At 71.8% G+C, this 19491-nt stretch carries 7 protein-coding genes; 6 read left to right on the top strand and 1 reads right to left on the bottom strand.

What is annotated here, in order from left to right; all coding sequences use genetic code 11:
- Window positions 1-50: 50 nt before the first annotated feature.
- Window positions 51-947, top strand: coding sequence for a proline iminopeptidase-family hydrolase (locus JJ691_RS15855; protein WP_211769528.1), 897 nt, complete (start codon window positions 51-53; stop codon window positions 945-947).
- A 5-nt stretch (window positions 948-952) separates the two neighbouring features.
- Complete coding sequence (locus JJ691_RS15850; RefSeq protein ID WP_211769527.1) at window positions 953-1912, top strand: ACP S-malonyltransferase; 960 nt, start codon at window positions 953-955, stop codon at window positions 1910-1912.
- 42 nt (window positions 1913-1954) lie between these two features.
- On the opposite strand, the gene JJ691_RS15845 is transcribed toward JJ691_RS15850, so the two are convergent.
- Window positions 1955-2206, bottom strand: a complete 252-nt coding sequence (locus JJ691_RS15845; RefSeq protein ID WP_211769526.1) for an acyl carrier protein — start codon at window positions 2204-2206, stop codon at window positions 1955-1957.
- Window positions 2207-2376: 170 nt separating this feature from the next.
- Between JJ691_RS15845 and JJ691_RS15840 the strand changes: the two genes are divergently transcribed.
- From JJ691_RS15840 to JJ691_RS15825, 4 genes are all read left to right on the top strand, one after another.
- Entirely contained in the window at window positions 2377-3876 is a 1500-nt protein-coding gene (locus JJ691_RS15840) for an AMP-binding protein (RefSeq protein WP_249227958.1), read from the top strand.
- A 117-nt stretch (window positions 3877-3993) separates the two neighbouring features.
- Window positions 3994-5484, top strand: a complete 1491-nt coding sequence (locus JJ691_RS15835) for an AMP-binding protein (protein ID WP_211769524.1) — start codon at window positions 3994-3996, stop codon at window positions 5482-5484.
- A complete protein-coding gene (locus tag JJ691_RS15830) occupies window positions 5481-6737 on the top strand; it encodes a type III PLP-dependent enzyme (RefSeq protein ID WP_211769523.1) in 1257 nt (418 codons plus the stop codon). Before JJ691_RS15835 ends, JJ691_RS15830 begins: the two co-directional genes overlap by 4 nt.
- 31 nt (window positions 6738-6768) lie before the next feature.
- Window positions 6769-19425 carry a type I polyketide synthase gene (locus JJ691_RS15825; RefSeq protein WP_211769522.1) on the top strand — a complete coding sequence of 4219 codons (12657 nt, stop codon included), beginning with the start codon at window positions 6769-6771 and terminating at the stop codon, window positions 19423-19425.
- Window positions 19426-19491 lie beyond the last annotated feature (66 nt).

Genomic DNA, 19491 nt, shown 5'->3' with positions numbered 1-19491 from the left:
GAACGGTAGGGGGCCGGGATTCCCCTAGCGTCGGGAGAGTGGTTGCCGAAATGACTGTTTCACCCAGTGCCAAGGGAACCGTGCCGTTCGGGCCGCACCGGACCTGGTACCGCGTCACCGGGGAGCTCGACGGCGGGGCGCCGGCCCTGGTCGCGGTGCACGGCGGCCCGGGCAGCACGCACGACTACCTGCTCGACTTGACCCGGTTCGCTGAGCTGGGCTGGCCGGTCGTGCACTACGACCAGCTCGGCAACGGCGGTTCGACCCACCTGCGGGACCGGGGCCCGGACTTCTGGACCGTGCAGCTGTTCCTGGACGAGCTGGCCAACCTGTTGAGCCGGCTGAACATCCGTGAGTACGTGCTGTTCGGCCAGTCCTGGGGCGGGCTGCTCGCGGCCAAGCACGCCGCGAGCCGGCCCGCCGGCCTGCGCGGGCTGGTGATCGCCAACGCGCCGGCCTCGTACCCGTTGTGGCTCCAGGAGATGAAGGTGCTGCGTGAGCGGCTGCCGGCCGGCGTCAACGACACGCTGCTGCGCCACGAGGCCGCCGGCACCACGGATTCCGAGGAGTACTTCGAGGCCATGATGGTGTTCTACAACCGGCACGTGTGCCGGCTGAACCCGTGGCCCCGGGACTTCATGGCCACGTTCATGGAGATATACAACAACCCCACGGTGTACTACGCCATGAACGGGCCCAGCGAGTTCCACGTGATCGGCAGCCTGCGCGACTGGGGCGTCGTGGACTGCCTGCCGGACATCGAGGTTCCCACGCTGGTGATCTCCGGCCGGCACGACGAGGCCACGCCGGCCACCGTGCAGCCCTACCAGGACCTCGTCCCGGACGTGCGGTGGACCGTCTTCGAGGAGTCGAGCCACACGCCGCACCTGGAGGAGCCGGAGCGCTTCGCCGAGGTCATGACCGACTTTCTCACCGGCTTGAGGTAGCAGACATGCACAGCTCCTTCCGCCTCGACTCCTTCCGGGCAGGCACGGCGATCGTGTTTCCCGGCATGGGGCCGACGACGTTCGCCGAGACGGCGCCGTTCATGCTCGGCGACGCCACCGCGGTCGAACTGACCGGGATCGCCGACGACGTGCTCGGCTACTCGCTGGTCGACCGCTTTCGGGCGTCCGACAACGACTACAGCGAGGCGGCGCAGGTCGCGTTCATGCTCAACTGCGTGGCCCTGGCCCACTGGGCCCGCCGCGAGCTGGACACGAGTCCCGAGGTGGTCGCCGGCCCGAGCTTCGGCGGCAAGGCGGCGGCCACCTTCGCCGGCTCGCTACCGTTCGCGCACGCGGTCCGGATGACTGCGGAGTTGGCCCGCCGCACCGAGGACTACTTCCGCACCGCGCACACCGACATCGTGACCTGCTCGTTCGGCCGCACGCCCGAACCGGCGCTGCGGGAGATCCTCGCGGAGTTGGCCGCGCGCGGCTCGTGGCACGACGTGTCCTGCCGGCTCGACCACGACTTCCACATGATCTCGTTGCCGGACCGCGAGGTCGACTGGCTGTCCGGCCAGGTTCGCAAAGCCGGCGGGCTGCCGCTCTACACCATGCGTCCGCCCATGCACTCGGCCGCCTTCGCGGACCTGCGCGACCGGGCCGAGCGCGAGGTGCTGGCGGAGCTCCGCTTCGAGGACCCGGCGCTGCCGCTGGTCGACGACCACGACGGCACGCTGGTCACTGACGCCGCCGGGGTGCGGCGGATGCTGCTCGACGGGTTCGTGCGTGCGCTGCGCTGGCCGGACGTGGTCGACACCATGAAACGGATCGGCGTCACCGACGTGGTGGTCTGCGGCCAGGACAGCCTGTTCGGCCGGGTTCCGCTGACCAGGAAGAACTTCCGCCTCGTCGCGGTCACGCCGAGGCTGGCCGTGAGCCGTGCGGCGGCGGCGCCCCGGTGAGCCGGTGCGGGTCCGGACGCCTTGCCGGACCCGCGCCGCGGCTCAGCTCCTGGCGGCGTCCATCAGCCCGGAGACGGCGGTCCAGAGCACCTTGGGCGTCCGGAAGGTCTCCGCGGTCAGCAGGTCCTCGGTGAACCTGATCTGGAAGGTCTGCTCCAGCGCGGAGAGCACGTCGACGATGCCGAGCGAGTCCAGGCCGAAGTCCCGCAGGTCGGTGTCCGGGTCCAACGGCTCGTCCGCCGGCAGGAAGGGCAGGTACTGGCGAATCAGTTTTTCGTACTGCTCATCCCACATGGTAGTGGCGGTCCCTTCTGAAGGCCTGAGAAATGGAGATCCCCTGGCGTCGACACTATAGTGCTGCTCGGTGCCTGTCCACGATTTTCACAGTTGTTTACATAGGTTTGAACGGTAGTCGCGCCGAGGGTGTTTCGCTGTTTTCGCCTGCCGATAAAATGGAGGGAAGAATGGCGCTTCATGCGCGCTTTCGGCGTGGACTGGCCGCGGCCCCGGATCGTGCCGCGTTCCGGGTGGGGGACGAGGAACTGACCTACACGCAGGCGGACACGCTCGCGCTGCGCTGGGCCGGCGCGCTGGTGGAGCTGGCGGGCGGGCGGCCCAAGGCGGTCGGCGTGCTGGCCGAGAAGAGTGCCGCCTGCTACGTCGGCATCCTCGCCGCGCTCTACGCGGGCGCCGCCGTGGTGCCGCTGAACCCGGACTTCCCGGTCGTTCGCACCCAGCGGATGGCGGCGGCGGCCGGGATCGGCGCGCTGATCGTCGACGAGCGCGGCGAGCGCCTGGTCGACCAGCTGCCGACGGTGCCGGTGCTGGCCGCGCACCGGCCGAAGCCCCGCGCCGCGCTGACGGCGCCGCTGTCCGTCGCGCCGGACGACCCCGCGTATGTGCTGTTCACCTCGGGTTCGACCGGCCGCCCCAAGGGCGTGCCGATCACCCACGCCAATCTCACCCACTACTTCGGCCTGGTGGACGAGTGGTACCAGGCCACGCCGGCGGACGCGTTCTCGCAGACCTTCGACGTGACCTTCGACTGCGCGATGTTCGATCTCTTCACGGCCTGGGGCGCCGGCGCGACCGCGGTCGCGGTCCCGGCGTGGGCCTACCGGGACCTGCCCGCGTTCGTCGCCGACCAGGGCATCACCGTCTGGTTCTCGACGCCGAGCGCGATCGGTCTGGTGCGCCGGGCCGCCGGCCTGGCCGCCGGGTCCCTGCCGGGGCTGCGCCTGAGCCTGTTCGCCGGCGAGGCGCTGAAATGCGCCGACGCGGCCGACTGGCAGCGCGCGGCGGCCAACTCGGCCGTGGAGAACCTGTACGGGCCGACCGAGCTGACCATCACCGTCACCCGGCACCGCTGGTCGGAGGCCTCACTCGGCCTGGGCGTCAACGGCATGGCGCCGATCGGCCGGCCCAACGCCGGGCACGACCACTTGCTGCTTGACCTGGCCGGCGAACCCGCTGAGGCCGAGGGCGAGCTGTGGATCACCGGCCCGCAGCTGACCGCCGGCTACCTGGACCCGGCCGACGACACCGGCCGCTACGCGCGGCGCGGTGGCCGCCGCTGGTACGCGACCGGCGACCGTGTCCGGCGGGCGGACAACGGCGAGCTGGTCTACCTGGGCCGCTCCGACTCGCAGGTCCAGGTGCAGGGCTGGCGGGTGGAGCTGGCCGAGGTCGACCACGCCGTGCGCGGCTGCGCCGGCGTCGAGGACGCGGTGACCGTCGGCGTCACCGCGGCCGACTCCACCGAGCTGGTGGTCTTCTACACCGGCCAGCAGTCATCGACCGCCCGGTTCGCCGCCCAGCTGCGCGGCGCGCTGCCGACCGGCCTGATTCCCCGGCATTACCGGCATCTCGTGGATATGCCGCTCAACGCCAATCGGAAGGTGGACCGGCTCGAGCTTGTCGAGCGGGCGAGAAAGGTGCTGGTGGAGGCGGGCCGGGTCGGTTAGGGGGACCCTAGGGGTGTGAATCGCGGCGCGAACGCACGTACCGTCGCCGTGAGCCGGAAAGCATTCTCAGCTAATGAGGGGTGTGTCATCGACGGCGCGGTTTTCGACAATGGGGGCATGGTCGTCCATTCGCTGGTCGACCAGGCGGCCGCCGCGGCGCCCGACGCTCGCGCGGTGCGCGACTCGCGCGGCGGCTGGAACTATCGCGAGTTGGTCCGGCTCAGCCACGGGTTTGCCGCGTGGCTGGCCGAGCGCGGCGTGCGGGCCCGGGACCGGGTGCTGGTACAGCTGCCCAACGCCAAGGAACTGGTCGGAGTGGTCTACGGCGCGTCGCGCGCCGGGGCGAGCCTGGTGCCGCTCAACCCCGGCATGAAGGAGTTTCACCTGAGCTCGGTGCTGGCGGACAGCGAACCGAGCCTGGTCATCGTCGCGGACGCGGCGGCGCCGGCCATGCGGGAGCTGACCGCGGTCCCGGTGCACGGCATCACCGAGGTGTGGCATGAGGTCGAGGCGCTGGCCGCCTCGGGACGCCAGGCGACCACCGCCGGGCCGGCCGCCCACGAAGCGGCACTCCTGATCTACACCTCCGGCAGCACCGCCGCGCCCAAGGGGGTGGTGTGTCCGCACCGGCAGGTCACGTTCTCCGCGTCCGCGATCAACGCCGTGCTCCGCTACCACCCCGGCGACGTGGTGTTCACCCGGCTGCCGCTGTCCTTCGACTACGGCCTCTACCAGATCTTCCTGGCCGCGCTGGGCCATGCCGAACTGGTGCTGGCCGGCGACGCGCCGGACACCGCGCTGTTGAGCCAGCTTCGCGCGTGCGGGGCGACCATCGTGCCGGTCGTGCCGTCGCTCGGCGCGATGCTGGCCACGCTGGGCCGGCGCGAACCCGGCTCGGCGCCGACCGTGCGGATGTTCACCAACACCGGGGCGGCGCTGCCGGCGTCGACCATCGAGGGCCTGCGCGAGACGTTTCCCGGGGCGCGCGTGGTCCGCATGTACGGCATCACGGAGTGCAAGCGCGTCACGATCATGCCGCCGGAGCAGGACCGGGACCGCCCCGACGCGGTGGGGCTGCCGCTGCCGGGCACCGAGGTGCTGATTCTGGACGGCGACGGGCAACCGGTGCCGACCGGCCAGGTCGGCGAGATCGTCGTGGTCGGCCCGAACGTGATGGCCGGCTACTGGCGCGCCCCCGAGCTCACCGCGCGGACCTACCGGCCGTCGGCGGAGACCGGCGAGATCCGCATGCACACCGGCGACTACGGCCTGCTCGACGAGGACGGCTATCTCTACTTCGAGGGCCGCCGGGACGACATGTTCAAGCGCAAGGGCCATCGGATGAGCACCGTCGAGATCGAGGCGGCGGCGATGGACGTGCCCGGCGTGCGCGCGGCCGCGGTGCTGCCGCCGACCGACCGCCACGACCTGACCCTGTTCGTGGAGAGCGAGCTCGCCCCACAGGCCGTGCTGCGCGAGCTGGCCAAGCGGCTGGAGCCGCAGAAGGTGCCGGCCTCCTGCCACGTGCTGGAGCGGTTCCCGTTGACGCTCAACGGGAAGAACGAGCGCAAACAGCTGACGGCGCTGCTGGAGGGCAGCACGGCATGAGCCGAAACGCCGACCTGGCCCGACGTTTCGGGTCCCCGCTCTACGTCTACGACCTCGACCGGGTCACGGCCGCCCGGCGCGACCTGTTCGCCGCGCTGCCCGACGGGGTCGCGCTGTACTTCTCGTTCAAGGCCAACCCGCATCCGGAGATCGCCCGCGCGCTGCGCGTCGCCGAGAACGGGGCCGGCGACGGCCGGGTCTGCCGCGCGGAGGTCAGCTCGACCGGGGAGCTCGCGGCCGCGATGGACGCCGGGTTCGACGCCGCCGACGTGCTCTACACCGGGCCGGGAAAGACGAACGGCGAGCTGACCGCCGCGATCGCCACCGGCGTGCGCGTGTTCTCCGTGGAGTCGCTGTCCGATCTGCGCCATGTCGGCGCGGCCGCGACCGGGCACGGCGTCACCGTGGACTGCCTGCTGCGCGTCAACAGCGCCAGCACCAGCTCGTCGACCAGCATCCGGATGACCGGCACCCCGTCGCAGTTCGGCCTGGACAGCGAGACGCTGCCCGAGATCCTGGCGGAACTGCGGGACGTGCCGGGCACACGGCTGGCCGGCATGCACCTGTTCTCGCTGAGCAACGCCCAGGACGAGGCCAGCCTGATCGCGGAGTTCCGGCACACCATCTCGGTGGCCGCCGACCTGCACCGCCGGCTGGGCCTGCCGGTGCGGCTGCTGGACATCGGCGGCGGCTTCGCCGCCCCGTACCTGGTGCCCGGCGACCGGCCGGTGTACCCGGGGCTCCGGTCGGCGCTGGCCGCCACGCTCGACGAGCACTTCCCGGACTGGCGGACCGGCACGCCGGAGGTCGCGTGCGAGTCCGGCCGGCACCTGGTCGGCGACGGCGGACAGCTGGTGTGCACGGTCGTCAACGTGAAGGAGAGCCGCGGCCAGCGGTTCGTCATCCTCGACGCCGGCATCAACATCCTCGGCGGGATGTCCGGGCTGGGCCGGCTGCTGCCGGTCACCGTCGGCTTCGACGAGGAGGCGATGGCCGGCGAGGTCGACCTCGGCCGGTTGGAGACGGCCAACCTGGTCGGCCCCTTGTGCACGCCCGGCGACATTCTCGGCCGCGGCGTGCCGGCGCCGGCGCTGTCCCCGGGCGACGTTGTGACCATTCCCAACGCGGGAGCCTACGGGGTGACCGCGAGCCTGCTGATGTTCCTCGGCCGGCCGGCGCCGGTCGAGGTGATCCTGCGCGGCGACGAGGTCGTGTCCGCGTCCCGCATCGAGTTCCACCGCAAGTACGAGTGACCGTCGACCGAGCCTGGGGAGCGAGCCCGACATGACCAGTTCCGAGCACAACGCCGCGGCGCCGTTCCTGCTCGAACTGCACGCCGCGCCGGCCGGCGAACGCCGCCGCCGGTTGGTGGACCTGGTCGCCGAGCGGACTCGGGAAATCCTGCTGGCGCTGCTGCCCGACGCGCCCGACCGGATCGACCCGGCGCTGGGCTTCCGCGATCTCGGCCTGGACTCGTTCGGCGCGGTGGACCTGCGCGACCAGTTGACCGAGGACGTCGGCCGGCCGCTGCCGGTGACGATCGCGTTCGACCACCCCACGCCGGCCGCGGTCGCCGACTTCCTGATGGCGGAGCTGTTCGGCGACGCCGACGGCGCGGACGAGGTGCGCGCGGTCGTGGCTTCCGACGAGCCGATCGCGATCGTTGGCATCGGTTGCCGCTACCCGGCCGGCATCAACACCCCCGAGGACCTGTGGCGGTTCGTCGTCGACGGCCGGGAAAGCCTGACGCCGTTCCCGACCGACCGCGGCTGGGACCTGGACCAGCTGTTCGACGACAACCCGGACGCCGTCAACACCAGCTACGCGCGTGAGGGCCACTTCCTGCACAACGCCTCGGAGTTCGACCCCGACTTCTTCGGCATCAACCCGCGCGAGGCCGTCGCGATGGACCCGCAGCAGCGGCTGGTGCTGGAGACGGCGTGGGAGGCGGTCGAGCGCGCCGGCATCGATCCCCGGTCGCTGCGCGGCAGCCAGACCGGTGTGTTCATCGGCGCCGAGCCGCAGGACTACGGCCCCCGGCTGCACGAGGCACCGGCCGAGGTCGAGGGATATCTCGTCACCGGCAACGCGCCGAGCGTCGTGTCCGGGCGCGTCGCCTACGTGTTCGGCTTGCAGGGACCCACGTTCACGGTCGACACCGCGTGCTCGGCCTCGCTGGTCGCGCTGCACCTGGCGTGTCAGGCGCTCCGCACCGGTGAGACGGGGCTGGCGCTGGCCGGCGGCGTGACCATGATGTCCACGCCGGGCACCTACACCGCGTTCAGCCGGCAGCGCGCCATCGCACCGGACGGGCGGTGCAAGGCGTTCGCCGCCTCGGCCGATGGCACCGGCTTTTCCGAGGGCGCCGGCATCCTGCTGCTGGAGCGGTTGTCGGACGCGCAGCGCAACGGGCATCCGGTGGTCGCGGTGATCAGGGGTTCCGCGATCAACCAGGACGGCGCCAGCAGCGGCCTCACTGCGCCCAACGGTGTCGCCCAGGAGCGGCTGATCCGCCAGGCGTTGGCCAACGCCGGGCTGACCGCGGCGGACGTGGACGCCGTCGAGGCGCACGGCACCGGAACCCGGCTCGGCGACCCGATCGAGGCGCACGCGCTGATGGGCACCTACGGCCGCGACCGGGGCGAGCGCCCAGACCTGCGCCTGGGGTCCATCAAGTCGAACATCGGCCACACCCAGGCGGCCGCCGGCTCGGCCGGCGTGATCAAGATGGTGATGGCGATGCGGCACGGCGTGCTGCCCCGCACACTGCACGTGGACGAACCGTCGCCGTACATCGACTGGTCGCGCGGCGGCGTGCGGCTGTTGACCGAGAACGTGCCGTGGGACAAGGAATCCGGCCCGCGCCGAGCGGGCGTGTCGTCCTTCGGCGTCAGCGGCACGAACGCGCACGTGATCCTGGAGGAGGCGCCGGCCACGCTCCCGGCCTCCTCGCAGCCGTGGGACGGGCCGGTGCCGGTCGTGGTGTCGGGACGCACCGAGCAGGCGCTGCGGGCCCAGGCCGAACAGCTCGCCGCCCAGCTGGCCGGTCATGTCGGCGATGTGTCCCTTGTGGACCTGGCGTACTCCTCGCTCATCACGCGATCGCAGTGGGAGCACCGCGCCGTCGTGGTCGCGGACGATCGAGCGGAGTTGGTCGCGGGCCTGACCGCGCTCGGCGCCGGTGAGTCGGCGGCGAACGTCGTGCCGGGCACGGCGCAGGCCGCCGATGCCGGGCCGGTGTTCGTGTTCCCCGGCCAGGGATCGCAGTGGGTGGGCATGGCGGTGGAGTTGCTGGACTCCTCGCCGGCATTCGCCGAGCGGTTCCGGGAGTGCGCGGCGGCCGTCGAGCAGTTCGTGGACTGGTCCGTCGAAGATGCGGTGCGAGGCGTGCCCGGCGCAGCGTCGCTGGAGCGCATCGAGGTCGTGCAGCCGGTCCTGTTCGCGGTCATGGTGTCGTTGGCGGCGTTGTGGGAGTCGGTGGGCGTCCGGCCGGCCGCCGTGGTGGGCCACTCGCAGGGCGAGGTGGCCGCCGCGTGCATCGCCGGTGGGCTGTCGGTGGTCGACGCGGCCTGCCTGGTGGTGCTGCGCAGCCGGCTGTTCGCCCGCGAACTCGTCGGCAAGGGTGGCGTCGTCGCGGTCGCCCTCGGCGCCGACGAGCTCACGGATGTGCTGACGCCGTGGGCGAATCGTCTCTCGATCGGCGGCATGAACGGCCCGCGTTCGTCCACTGTGGTCGGTGAGCCGGACGCCCTCGCGGAGCTCGTCAAGTGGTGCGAGTCGCGAGAGATCCGAGCGCGGCTGATCGCCTCCACCGTCGCGTCGCACTGCGCCCAGGTGGATCCGCTGCACGACGAGCTGGTGGACATGCTGGCCTGGATCGACCCGCGGTCCGGAGGTGTGCCGTTCTACTCCACCGTGACCGGCGAACTCGTGGACACCAGCGAGCTGGGCCCGGAGTACTGGTTCGACAACGCCCGCCGCCCGGTGAACTTCCGCGGCGTGATCGAGCGGCTGGCGGCCGCCGGCCACCGGGTGTTCGTGGAGGTCAGCCCGCATCCGGTGCTCACCGTCGGTGTCGAGGACACGCTGGCGGCGGCCGGTGTCGACGGCGTCGTGGTCGGGACGCTGCGCCGTGATGAGGGTGGGCTGAAGCGGTTCCTGCTGTCGGCGGCCGGGTTGCACGTCGGCGGCGTGGCCGTCGACTGGGGCATCGACGGCAACCAGGTCGAGCTGCCGACGTACGCGTTCCAGCGCGAGCGCTACTGGCTCGACGTCGTCGCGACGGTTGGCGACGTCGCCTCTGCCGGCCTGATCTCCGCCGAGCACCCGTTGCTCGGCGCGGCGCTCGCGTTCGCCGACTCCGACGGAGTCGCCCTGTCCGGGCGGTTGTCGCTGCGCTCGCACCCGTGGCTGGCCGACCACGCCGCCAACGGCCAGATCCTGTTCCCCGGCACCGGGTTCGTCGAGATCGCGGTGCGCGCCGGCGACCAGGTCGGCTGCGGCTTCCTGGAGGAGCTGACGCTGGAGGCGCCGCTGCCGCTGCCCGAGACCGGCGGCGTCCAGCTCCAGGTGCTCGTCGGCGCCCCCGATGATTCGGGCCGCCGGCCGGTGAGCGTGCATTCCCGCGCCGATGACGAACAACCGTGGACCAGACACGCCACCGGATTCGTGGCCGTCGATGGCGCGTCCGAGGCGTTCACCCTCGCGGAATGGCCGCCGGCCGACGCGCAAGCCTTTGACCTGACCGGCTTCTACGAGGGACTCGCCACCCAGGGCTACGGCTACGGCCCGGCCTTCCAAGGTGTGCGGGCCGCGTGGCGGCGCGGTGACGAGATATTCGCCGAAGTGGCGCTGCCCGAGAAGATCGACGCCGGTGCGTTCGGCCTGCACCCGGCGTTGCTCGATGCGTCGCTGCACGCGGAATCGCTGCTGAACAACGGAACCGAAGGCGTGAGCCTGCCGTTCGCGTGGAGCGGGTTCGCGCTGCACGCCGCCGGCGCCGCCGCGCTGCGGGTGCGCCTGTGGGCCCCGTCATCGGACACGGTGTCGTTGCAGCTGGCCGATTCCTCCGGCACTGCCGTCGCCACGGTCGAGTCGCTGGTGTCCCGGCCGATCGCCCCGGCCACACAGCCGGCGGCCCGGGCGGACTCGCTGTACCGGGTCGACTGGGTGCCCGCGTCGGTGGACGCGCCGTTCCCGGGTCGGGCGGCGTCGCTGGGCGCCGATGACGCCGAGGGCGCGGACGTCGTGTTCGTCAACTTCGAAGCGGCCTCGGACGTTCTGGGCGCGGCTCATGCCGATGCCCACCGCGCGTTGGAACTGGCCCAGTCATGGGACGGTGACGGCAAGCTCGTCTTCGTCACGACCGGTGCGGTGGCGGCCGGCGCCACCGACGAGGTGCCGGACCTGGCGCACGCCCCGCTGTGGGGCCTGATCCGCACGGCCCAGACGGAGAACCCCGACCGCTTTGTGTTGCTGGACCTGGACTCGGCCGATGCGCCGATGGACACGGTGCTGGCCGCGATCGGCGCCGGCGAGCCGCAACTGGCCGTGCGCGACGGCGTGGTCCTCGCGCCTCGACTGGCCCGCGCGGCCACGAGCGAGTCGCTGTTGCCGCCGGCCGGCGTGGCCGAGTGGCGGCTGCACTCCGCGAAGAAGGAGAGTCTGAGCGACTTGGAGCTGGTGCCGTGGCCGCAGGCCGCCGCGCCGCTCGCGCCGGGCGAGGTGCGGGTGGCCATCCGGGCCGCCGGGCTGAACTTCCGGGATGTCGTCGTGGCGCTGGGCATGGTGCCGGAGAACGACGAGCCGATCGGCGGCGAGGTCGCCGGTGTGGTGCTGGAGGTCGCCTCGGACGTCACCGATCTCGCGCCCGGCGACCGGGTGATGGGGTTGCTGGACGGCGCGTTCGGGCCGGTGGGCGTGACGGATCGCCGGCTGCTGGCCAGGATGCCCGAAGACTGGTCGTTCACCAGGGCCGCCTCGCTCCCGGTGGTCTACCTGACCGCGTACTACGGGCTGATGGAGCTCGGTCGGCTGCGGGCCGGCGAGTCGGTGCTGATCCACGCCGCTGCCGGTGGTGTCGGCATGGCCGCGGTTCAGCTGGCTCGGCACCTCGGCGCGGAGGTGTACGGCACGGCGAGCCCGGTCAAGTGGGGCGTGCTGCGCGGGCTGGGGTTGGACGACGAGCACATCGCGTCGTCGCGGACCCTCGAGTTCGCGGAGAAGTTCGGTGGCGTGGACGTCGTGCTCAACTCGCTGTCCGGTGAGTTCACCGACGCCTCACTGCGGCTGCTGTCGCCGGGCGGCCGGTTCCTGGAGATGGGCAAGACCGACCAGCGCGATCCCGGCGAACTGCCCGGCGTCGAGTACATCGTCTACTCGCTGATGGAGGCCGGGCCGGACCGCCTGCGGGACATGCTGGCCACGGTGCTGGCACTGCTGGAGCAGGGGGCGGTGCACCCGCTGCCGGTGCGCGCGTGGGACGTCCGCCGGGCTCGCGACGCGTTCCGGTTCATGTCACGGGCCAAGCACATCGGCAAGGTCGTGCTGACCATGCCGTCCGCGCTCGACCCCGCCGGCACCGTGTTGATCAGCGGATCCGGGACGCTCGGCGGCATCGTGGCCCGGCACCTGGTGACCGCGCACGGTGTCCGGAACCTGGTGTTCGCCAGCCGCGGCGGCGGCAGCGCGGACGTCGCCGACGAGCTGACCGAACTCGGCGCCTCGGTGACGACTCGCGCGTGCGACATCGCCGACCGGGAAGCGCTGGCGCGGTTGCTGGCGGAGATTCCGTCGCTGACTGGTGTGGTGCACACGGCCGGCGTGCTCGACGACGGCACGCTGGGATCGCTGACCCCGGACCGGATCGACACCACCTTCCGGCCGAAGGTCGACGCCGCCTGGCAGCTGCACGAGCTGACCAGGGACAAGGACCTGGCGATGTTCGTGCTGTACTCCTCGGCCGCCGGCATCCTCGGCGACGCCGGCCAGGGCAACTACGCGGCGGCCAACACCTTCCTGGACGCGCTTGCCGCGCACCGCCGCGCCGAGGGGCTGCCCGCTTCCTCGCTGGCGTGGGGCTTCTGGGCGCAGCGCAGCGAGATGAGCGCCCACCTGGGCGACGCCGACGTGGCCCGGATGGAAGGTGCGGGCAGCCGGGGCATCTCCGCCCAGGAAGGCATGGCGCTGTTCGACCGGGCCCGTGTGGTCGACGAGCCGCTGCTCGTGCCGATCCCGTTGAACACGGCGAACATGCGCGATGTGCCCGCACTGCTGCGCGGGTTGGTCCGCTCGCCGGCGCGACGGATCGTGGACGCGAGCGCGACCCCCGCCGCCGGCTCCGCGCTCGAACAGCGGCTCGCGGCCCTGCCCGCCACCGAACAGGACCGCGTGCTGGTGACGCTGGTGCGTACCCAGGCGGCCGCGGTGCTCGGCCACGCCGACCCGGGTGCGGTGGATGCCGTGCGCGCGTTCCGGGATCTGGGCTTCGACTCGCTGACGGCGGTCGAGTTGCGCAACCGGCTCAACGCCGCGACCGGCCTCCGGCTGCCGGCCACCGTCGTGTTCGACCACCCGAACGCCACCGAGCTCGCGCGGTTGCTGAAGGCCAAGGTGCTCGGCGCTGTCACGGCGGCCGAACCGCCGGTGCCGGCGGTTCGGGCGGCGGACGACGACCCGATCGTCATCGTGGCGATGAGCTGTCGCTATCCGGGCGGCGTCGAATCCCCGGAAGACCTGTGGCGGCTGGTGGTCGACGGCGGCGACGCGATCTCCGCCTTCCCCGCCAACCGCGGCTGGGACCTGGCCGGCCTGTACCACCCCGATCCAGCCAACCCGGGCACGAGCTACTCCAACGAGGGCGGATTCCTGCACGACGCCGACGAGTTCGACGCCGCGTTCTTCGGCATCTCGCCGCGTGAGGCGCTGGCCACCGACCCGCAGCAGCGGCTCACGCTGGAGGCGGCATGGCAGGTGCTCGAACGGGCCGGCATCGATCCTCGTTCGCTGCGGGGCAGCTCGACGGGCGTCTTCGTCGGCGCGACGGCCACCGGGTACGCCGAGGGCCGGTCCACCCTGCCCGACGGCGTCGAGGGGTACCTGACCACCGGCGTCTCGACCTCGGTGATCTCGGGGCGGGTGGCCTACGTGCTCGGCCTGGAGGGGCCGGCCGTCACCGTCGACACCGCCTGCTCGTCCTCGCTGGTGACGATTCACCTCGCCGCGGAGTCGTTGCGGCGCGGCGACAGCACGCTGGCCATCGCCGGTGGCGTCACCGTGCTGTCGACGCCCGAGCTGTTCGTGGAGTTCTCCCGGCAGCGGGGGCTGGCCGCCGACGGCCGCTGCAAGGCGTACTCCGACTCCGCGGACGGGACCGGCTTCGCCGAGGGCGCGGGCATGGTGTTGCTGGAACGGCTGTCCGACGCCGAGCGCAACGGACACCCGGTGTTGGCGGTCGTGCGTGGCTCGGCGATCAACCAGGACGGCGCGTCCAACGGCCTGTCGGCGCCGAGCGGACCCGCGCAGCAACGGGTGATCCGCCGCGCGCTCGCTGCCGCCGGGCTCTCGGCGTCCGATGTGGACATTGTCGAAGGACACGGCACCGGCACGACGCTCGGCGACCCGATCGAGGCCCAGGCGCTGCTGGAAACCTATGGGCAGGGACGCGCCGACGGGCAGCCGCTGTGGCTGGGCACCGTCAAGTCCAACATCGGCCACTCCCAGTGCGCGGCCGGCGTGGCCGGTGTGATCAAGATGGTGATGGCGTTGCGGCACGAGGTTCTGCCCCGCACGCTGCACGCGGAGCCGCGATCGTCCCATGTGGACTGGACGGCGGGTGCGATCGAGCTGCTCACCGAGAACCACCGGTGGGACAAGGACTCCGGGCCGAGGCGCGTCGGCGTGTCCTCGTTCGGCATCAGCGGCACCAACGCGCACATCATCCTGGAACAGGCGCCGCCGACCCGGACTCCGGACGCCGTCGAGTTCGGTGGGCCGCTGCCGGTCGTGGTCAGCGCCCGCTCCGAGGCGGCGTTGCGGGCCCAGGCCGCTCGGCTGTTGGAGCTGGACCGCCCGAACCCCGCCGACCTCGCGTACTCGCTGGCCACCACGCGATCCGCGTTCGAGCACCGGGCGGTTGTCCTCGCCGACGACCTCACGCGCGGCCTGACCGCGTTGGCCGAGGGGGCGACCAGCTCTGACGTGATCAGGGGCGAGGTGTCCGACGGCAAGCTGGCGTTCCTGTTCACCGGCCAGGGTAGCCAGCGACTCGGCATGGGCCGCGCCCTGTATGACGTTTTCCCGGCGTACACAAAGAAGTTCGACGAGGTCACAGCGCTGCTGGAGCCGTCGACGCGGGCGGTGATGTTCGGCGACGACGCCGAGCTCCTGCACCAGACCGTGCACGCCCAGGCCGCTCTGTTCGCGGTCGAGGTGTCGCTGTTCGCGCTGCTGGAGTCGTGGGGTGTTCGGCCGGATTACCTGGTGGGACATTCGATTGGCGAGATCGCCGCGGCCCACGTGGCCGGTGTGTTGTCCCTACCGGATGCCTGCCGGCTGGTGAGCGCCCGTGGCCGGCTGATGCAGGCATTGCCCGGCGGTGGCGCGATGATCGCGGTGCAGGCCACCGAGGAGCAGGTCCTGCCCCTGCTGTCGGACGGCGTGTCGATCGCCGCGGTCAACGGGCCGTCGGCCGTCGTCGTCTCGGGTGACGACGACGCCGCCGAAGCGGTGGCGACGCACTTCGCCGACCTGGGGCACAAGACGCGTCGACTCAAGGTCTCGCACGCGTTCCACTCGCCGCGGATGGAGCCGATGCTGGCCGAGTTCCGCGAGGTGGCGGAGTCGTTGAGCTACCAGGCGCCGAGCATCCCGATCGTCTCCACCCTCGGTGACGGCGACGTCGCCGAGGCCGAGTACTGGGTTCGCCAGGTCCGTGGGGCCGTCCGTTTCCTCGACGCGGTGCGGCATCTCGACGTCGAGGGGGTGACGACGTTCCTGGAGCTCGGGCCGGACGGTGTGCTCTCGGCGATGGCGCAGGACTGCTTGGACGGCGGGAACAGGGCGTTTGTGCCGCTGCTGCGCAAGGACCGCGACGAGGTCCACGCCGCCGTGTCGGCGCTGGCCTCAGCCTTCGCACGGGGCGTCGCGGTGGACTGGGACGGCGTGTTCGCCGGCGGGCGGCGGATCGATCTGCCGACCTACGCCTTCCAGCGGGAGAACTTCTGGCTGACTGCCGGCGGTGCGGTCGGCGACGCCTCCGGGCTCGGCCAGCAGGCGGTCGGACATCCGTTGCTGGGCGCGGCCGTGACGCTGCCGGATTCCGGCGGGGCCGTGCTGACCGGCCGGTTCTCGGTGAGCAACCAGCCGTGGCTGGCCGACCACGTCATCCTGGACACCATCTTGTTCCCCGGCACCGGCTTCATCGAGCTGGCGCTGCGGGCCGGCGATCAGGTCGGCTGCGAGTCGATCGAGGAGCTGACGCTCGAAGCGCCGCTGGTGCTGACCGCTCACGAAGCCGTGGACGTGCACGTCACCGTCGACGCCGCCGACGATTCCGGGCGACGCCCGATGTCGGTGTATTCGCGGACATCCTACGGACCGTGGACCCGGCATGCCACCGGCGTGCTGACGACCCGCGACCGCACGGCGGACTTCTCCCTGGCGGAGTGGCCGCCGGCCGAGGCGACGCCGATCGACGTCGACGACCTGTACGACCGGATGACCAGCGAGGGAGTGGGCTACGGGCCGTCGTTCCGTGGGCTGCGCGCGGCCTGGCGACGTGGCGAAGAGGTGTTCGCCGAGGTCGAGCTCCCGGCCCAGGCAGCAGATGATGCCGGGCGGTTCGGCGTGCATCCCGCGTTGCTCGACGCCGCCCTGCACACGGTTGAGCTGGACGGGAATGCCGAAGCAGGCCAGCCGCAGTTGCCGTTCGCATGGAGCGACATCACCCTGCACGCGACGGGGGCGGCGAAGGTTCGCGTCCGTATGGTGCGCACGGAAACGGAAGCGGCGTCGCTCCAGTTGGCCGACGTCACGGGCGCACCGGTGGCCGAGGTCGGCGCGCTGGTCATGCGCCCGGTTTCCGCGGACCGGCTCAACGCCGGCAAGGCTGTCCCGAACGACTCGCTGTTCCTGGTCGAATGGACCGGCGTGCCCACCGACGACGCTCAGCAGGATGTCTTCGTGTTCGGCGAGGAGGAGGGTCTGCTGCTGACGGCGCTGCGATCCGCCGGCGTCGCGGCCAAGTCTACTGTGGACGCTCAGAACATGACCCTGCTCGACGTCGGCCAGGCGGACACGGCGAAGGAACTCACGCGGCGCACGCTGGCGTTCTTGCAGTCCTGGCTACGGGACGAGGACTCCCCGGTGCTCGGCGTGGTGACCTCGGCCGCGGTGGCAGCCCGGCCCGAGGATGCCTTGGTCGACCCCGCGCACGCCGCGCTCTGGGGCCTGGTGCGGGCGGCACAGGAGGAGAACCACGGCCGGCTGAGGCTGATCGACGTCGACGGCAGCGACGCGTCCTACCGGGCGCTGCCCGCGGCGCTGGCCGGCGACGAACCGCAGCTGGCGCTGCGTGAGGGCGAGGCGCTCGTGCCGCGCCTGATCAGAACGTCCGATGTGGAAACTCTGGCCACGCCCGACGCGCCGTGGCGCTTGGACATCACCGCCCAGGGCACCCTGGACAACCTGGCCCTGGTCGAGTGCGACACCGCCGATCGGAATCTGGCGCCCGGCGAGGTGCGGATCGCGGTCCGGGCGGCCGGCGTCAACTTCCGTGACGTCCTGATCTCGCTGGGCATGTATCCCGGCAAGCCGGAACTCGGCTGCGAGGCCGCTGGTGTCGTCGTGGCCGTCGGCCCAGAGGTTGCCGAGTTCGCCCCGGGGGACGAGGTGCTCGGTCTGTTCGACGGCGGCTTCGGCCCGTACGCCGTCGCGGACCGGCGAATGGTTGTGGCCAAACCGAAGCGGCTGACCTTCGCCGAGGCCGCGTCCGTGCCCGCGGTGTTCGCCACCGCCTACTACGGTCTGGTCGACCTCACGGGGCTGCGTGCGGGGGAGAAGGTGCTCGTACACGCCGCCGCCGGTGGCGTCGGCATGGCGGCCGTGCAACTCGCCACCCACTTGGGGGCCGAGGTGTTCGGCACGGCCAGCAGGGGGAAGTGGTCTGTCCTCAGTGGACTCGGCATCGACGAGGACCACATCGCCTCGTCCCGTGACGTCGAGTTCGTCACGCGCTTCGCCGAGGTGACCGGGGGAAGCGGCGTCGATGTCGTGTTGAACTCGCTGGCCCGCGAGTTCGTCGACGCCTCGCTCGACCTGCTGCCCAGGGGCGGCCGCTTCGCTGAGATGGGCAAGACCGATGTCCGCGAGGCCGGCGAGGTCGCACGCGATCACGCCGGCGTGGACTACCGGGCGTTCGACCTGTCCGATGCCGGACCGGACCGGACCAAGGAGATCCTCACCGAGCTGGTCGGCCTGATCGAGCGGGGCGTGCTCACGCCGTTGCCGCTGCGGACCTGGGATGTGCGCAAGGCCCCGGACGCGTTCCGGTACCTGGCCCAGGCCAGGCATGTCGGCAAGGTCGTGCTCACCGTGCCGAACGCGGACCCGATCCGCGGTGCCGTACTGGTCACCGGCGGCACCGGCGGCTTGGGCAGCCTCGTCGCCCGGCATCTGGTCACCGAGCACGGCGTGCGCGACCTGGTGCTGACCAGCCGACGCGGCATCGACGCGCCCGGCGCACAGCAGCTGACCGACGAACTCGCCGAACTCGGTGCGCGGGTCCGCGTTGTCGCCTGCGACGTGTCCGACCGCGACGCACTCGCCGCGGTGATCGACGGCGTCGACCTGAGGGCAGTCGTGCACACGGCCGGCGTGGTCGACGACGGCGTGTTCGGTTCGCTCACGGACGAGCAACTGGACCGGGTCTGGGACCCGAAGGCGGATGCGGCGCGGCACCTGCACGAGCTGACCCGCCATCGCGATCTCGACGCGTTCGTGCTGTTCTCCTCGTCGGCCGGGACGTTGGATGGGGCCGGACAGGGCAACTATGCTGCCGCCAACGCGTTCCTGGACGGCGTCGCGGCGCGGAGGCGGGCCAGCGGCCTGCCGGCCGTCTCCCTGGCGTGGGGCATGTGGGCTCCCGAGACCGGCGGCATGACCAGCAAGCTGGCCGACGTCGACATCCAACGGCTGAACCGGTCCGGCGTGTTGCCGCTGTCCGGGCAGCGCGGACTGGCGCTGCTGGACGAGTCGTTCGCCCGGCCCGAGCCGACTCTGGTCCCGATCCGACTGGACCTCGCCGCGCTGCGGTCGCGACCCGAAGGGACGCAGGCGATCCTGCGGGGCCTGGTGGGCAAGGCCGTGCGGCGAACGGCATCGGCGGCGACCGCGGATACCGAGCTGACCCTGGAACAGCGGCTCGGCTCGCTGACAAGGACGGGTCGGGAGCGGCTGCTGACCGACCTGGTGTGCGACCACGTCGCCGCGGTGCTCGGACACACCAGCCGGGCCGCGCTGGATCCCAACCGGCCGTTCAAGGAACTGGGGTTCGACTCGTTGACCGCGGTGGAACTGCGCAACCGGCTGAGCACGGTGGCCGACGTGCGGCTGCCGGCGACGCTCATCTTCGACCACCCGACGCCGGCCGCGGTCGCCGACCTCATGCGCACCGAGCTGATGGGGGAGGACGAGCCGGAGCTGTCGCCGATCGAGGCCGAGCTGGCCCGCCTTGAGTCCATTGTGGACGAGGCGGCGTCCGGTGGGGCGCTGCCCGACGACGCGGCGCGGCAACGCATCGCGGCCCGCCTGCGGGCGCTGGCCGCGAACTGGGGCGAGCAGTTCGGCCCCGCGAACGGGAAGTCGGAACGAGGTGATATCGCGGCCGCCACCGCTGAGGACCTGTTCGACATCCTCGACAGTGAGCTCGAGACGTTTAACTAGTGCGACACCACGACGCTGGGGGCGTCTCGTGAGAGGAGAAACACGCGTGACGAGTGCGAACGCACT

The sequence above is a fragment of the Kutzneria sp. CA-103260 genome, from assembly GCF_018263855.1.
In the GTDB taxonomy this organism is placed as follows: domain Bacteria; phylum Actinomycetota; class Actinomycetes; order Mycobacteriales; family Pseudonocardiaceae; genus Kutzneria.
Note: the sequence above shows the minus strand (reverse complement) of the source record. Positions and strands in the feature narration are given on the sequence as shown.

Excerpts from the sequence above, each read along its gene's own strand:
- JJ691_RS15855 (WP_211769528.1), top strand. The coding sequence starts at position 51 with ATGACTGTTTCACCCAGTGCCAAGGGAACCGTGCCGTTCGGGCCGCAC.
- JJ691_RS15850 (WP_211769527.1), top strand. The coding sequence starts at position 953 with ATGCACAGCTCCTTCCGCCTCGACTCCTTCCGGGCAGGCACGGCGATC.
- JJ691_RS15845 (WP_211769526.1), bottom strand. The coding sequence starts at position 2,206 with ATGTGGGATGAGCAGTACGAAAAACTGATTCGCCAGTACCTGCCCTTC.
- JJ691_RS15840 (WP_249227958.1), top strand. The coding sequence starts at position 2,377 with ATGGCGCTTCATGCGCGCTTTCGGCGTGGACTGGCCGCGGCCCCGGAT.
- JJ691_RS15835 (WP_211769524.1), top strand. The coding sequence starts at position 3,994 with ATGGTCGTCCATTCGCTGGTCGACCAGGCGGCCGCCGCGGCGCCCGAC.
- JJ691_RS15830 (WP_211769523.1), top strand. The coding sequence starts at position 5,481 with ATGAGCCGAAACGCCGACCTGGCCCGACGTTTCGGGTCCCCGCTCTAC.
- JJ691_RS15825 (WP_211769522.1), top strand. The coding sequence starts at position 6,769 with ATGACCAGTTCCGAGCACAACGCCGCGGCGCCGTTCCTGCTCGAACTG.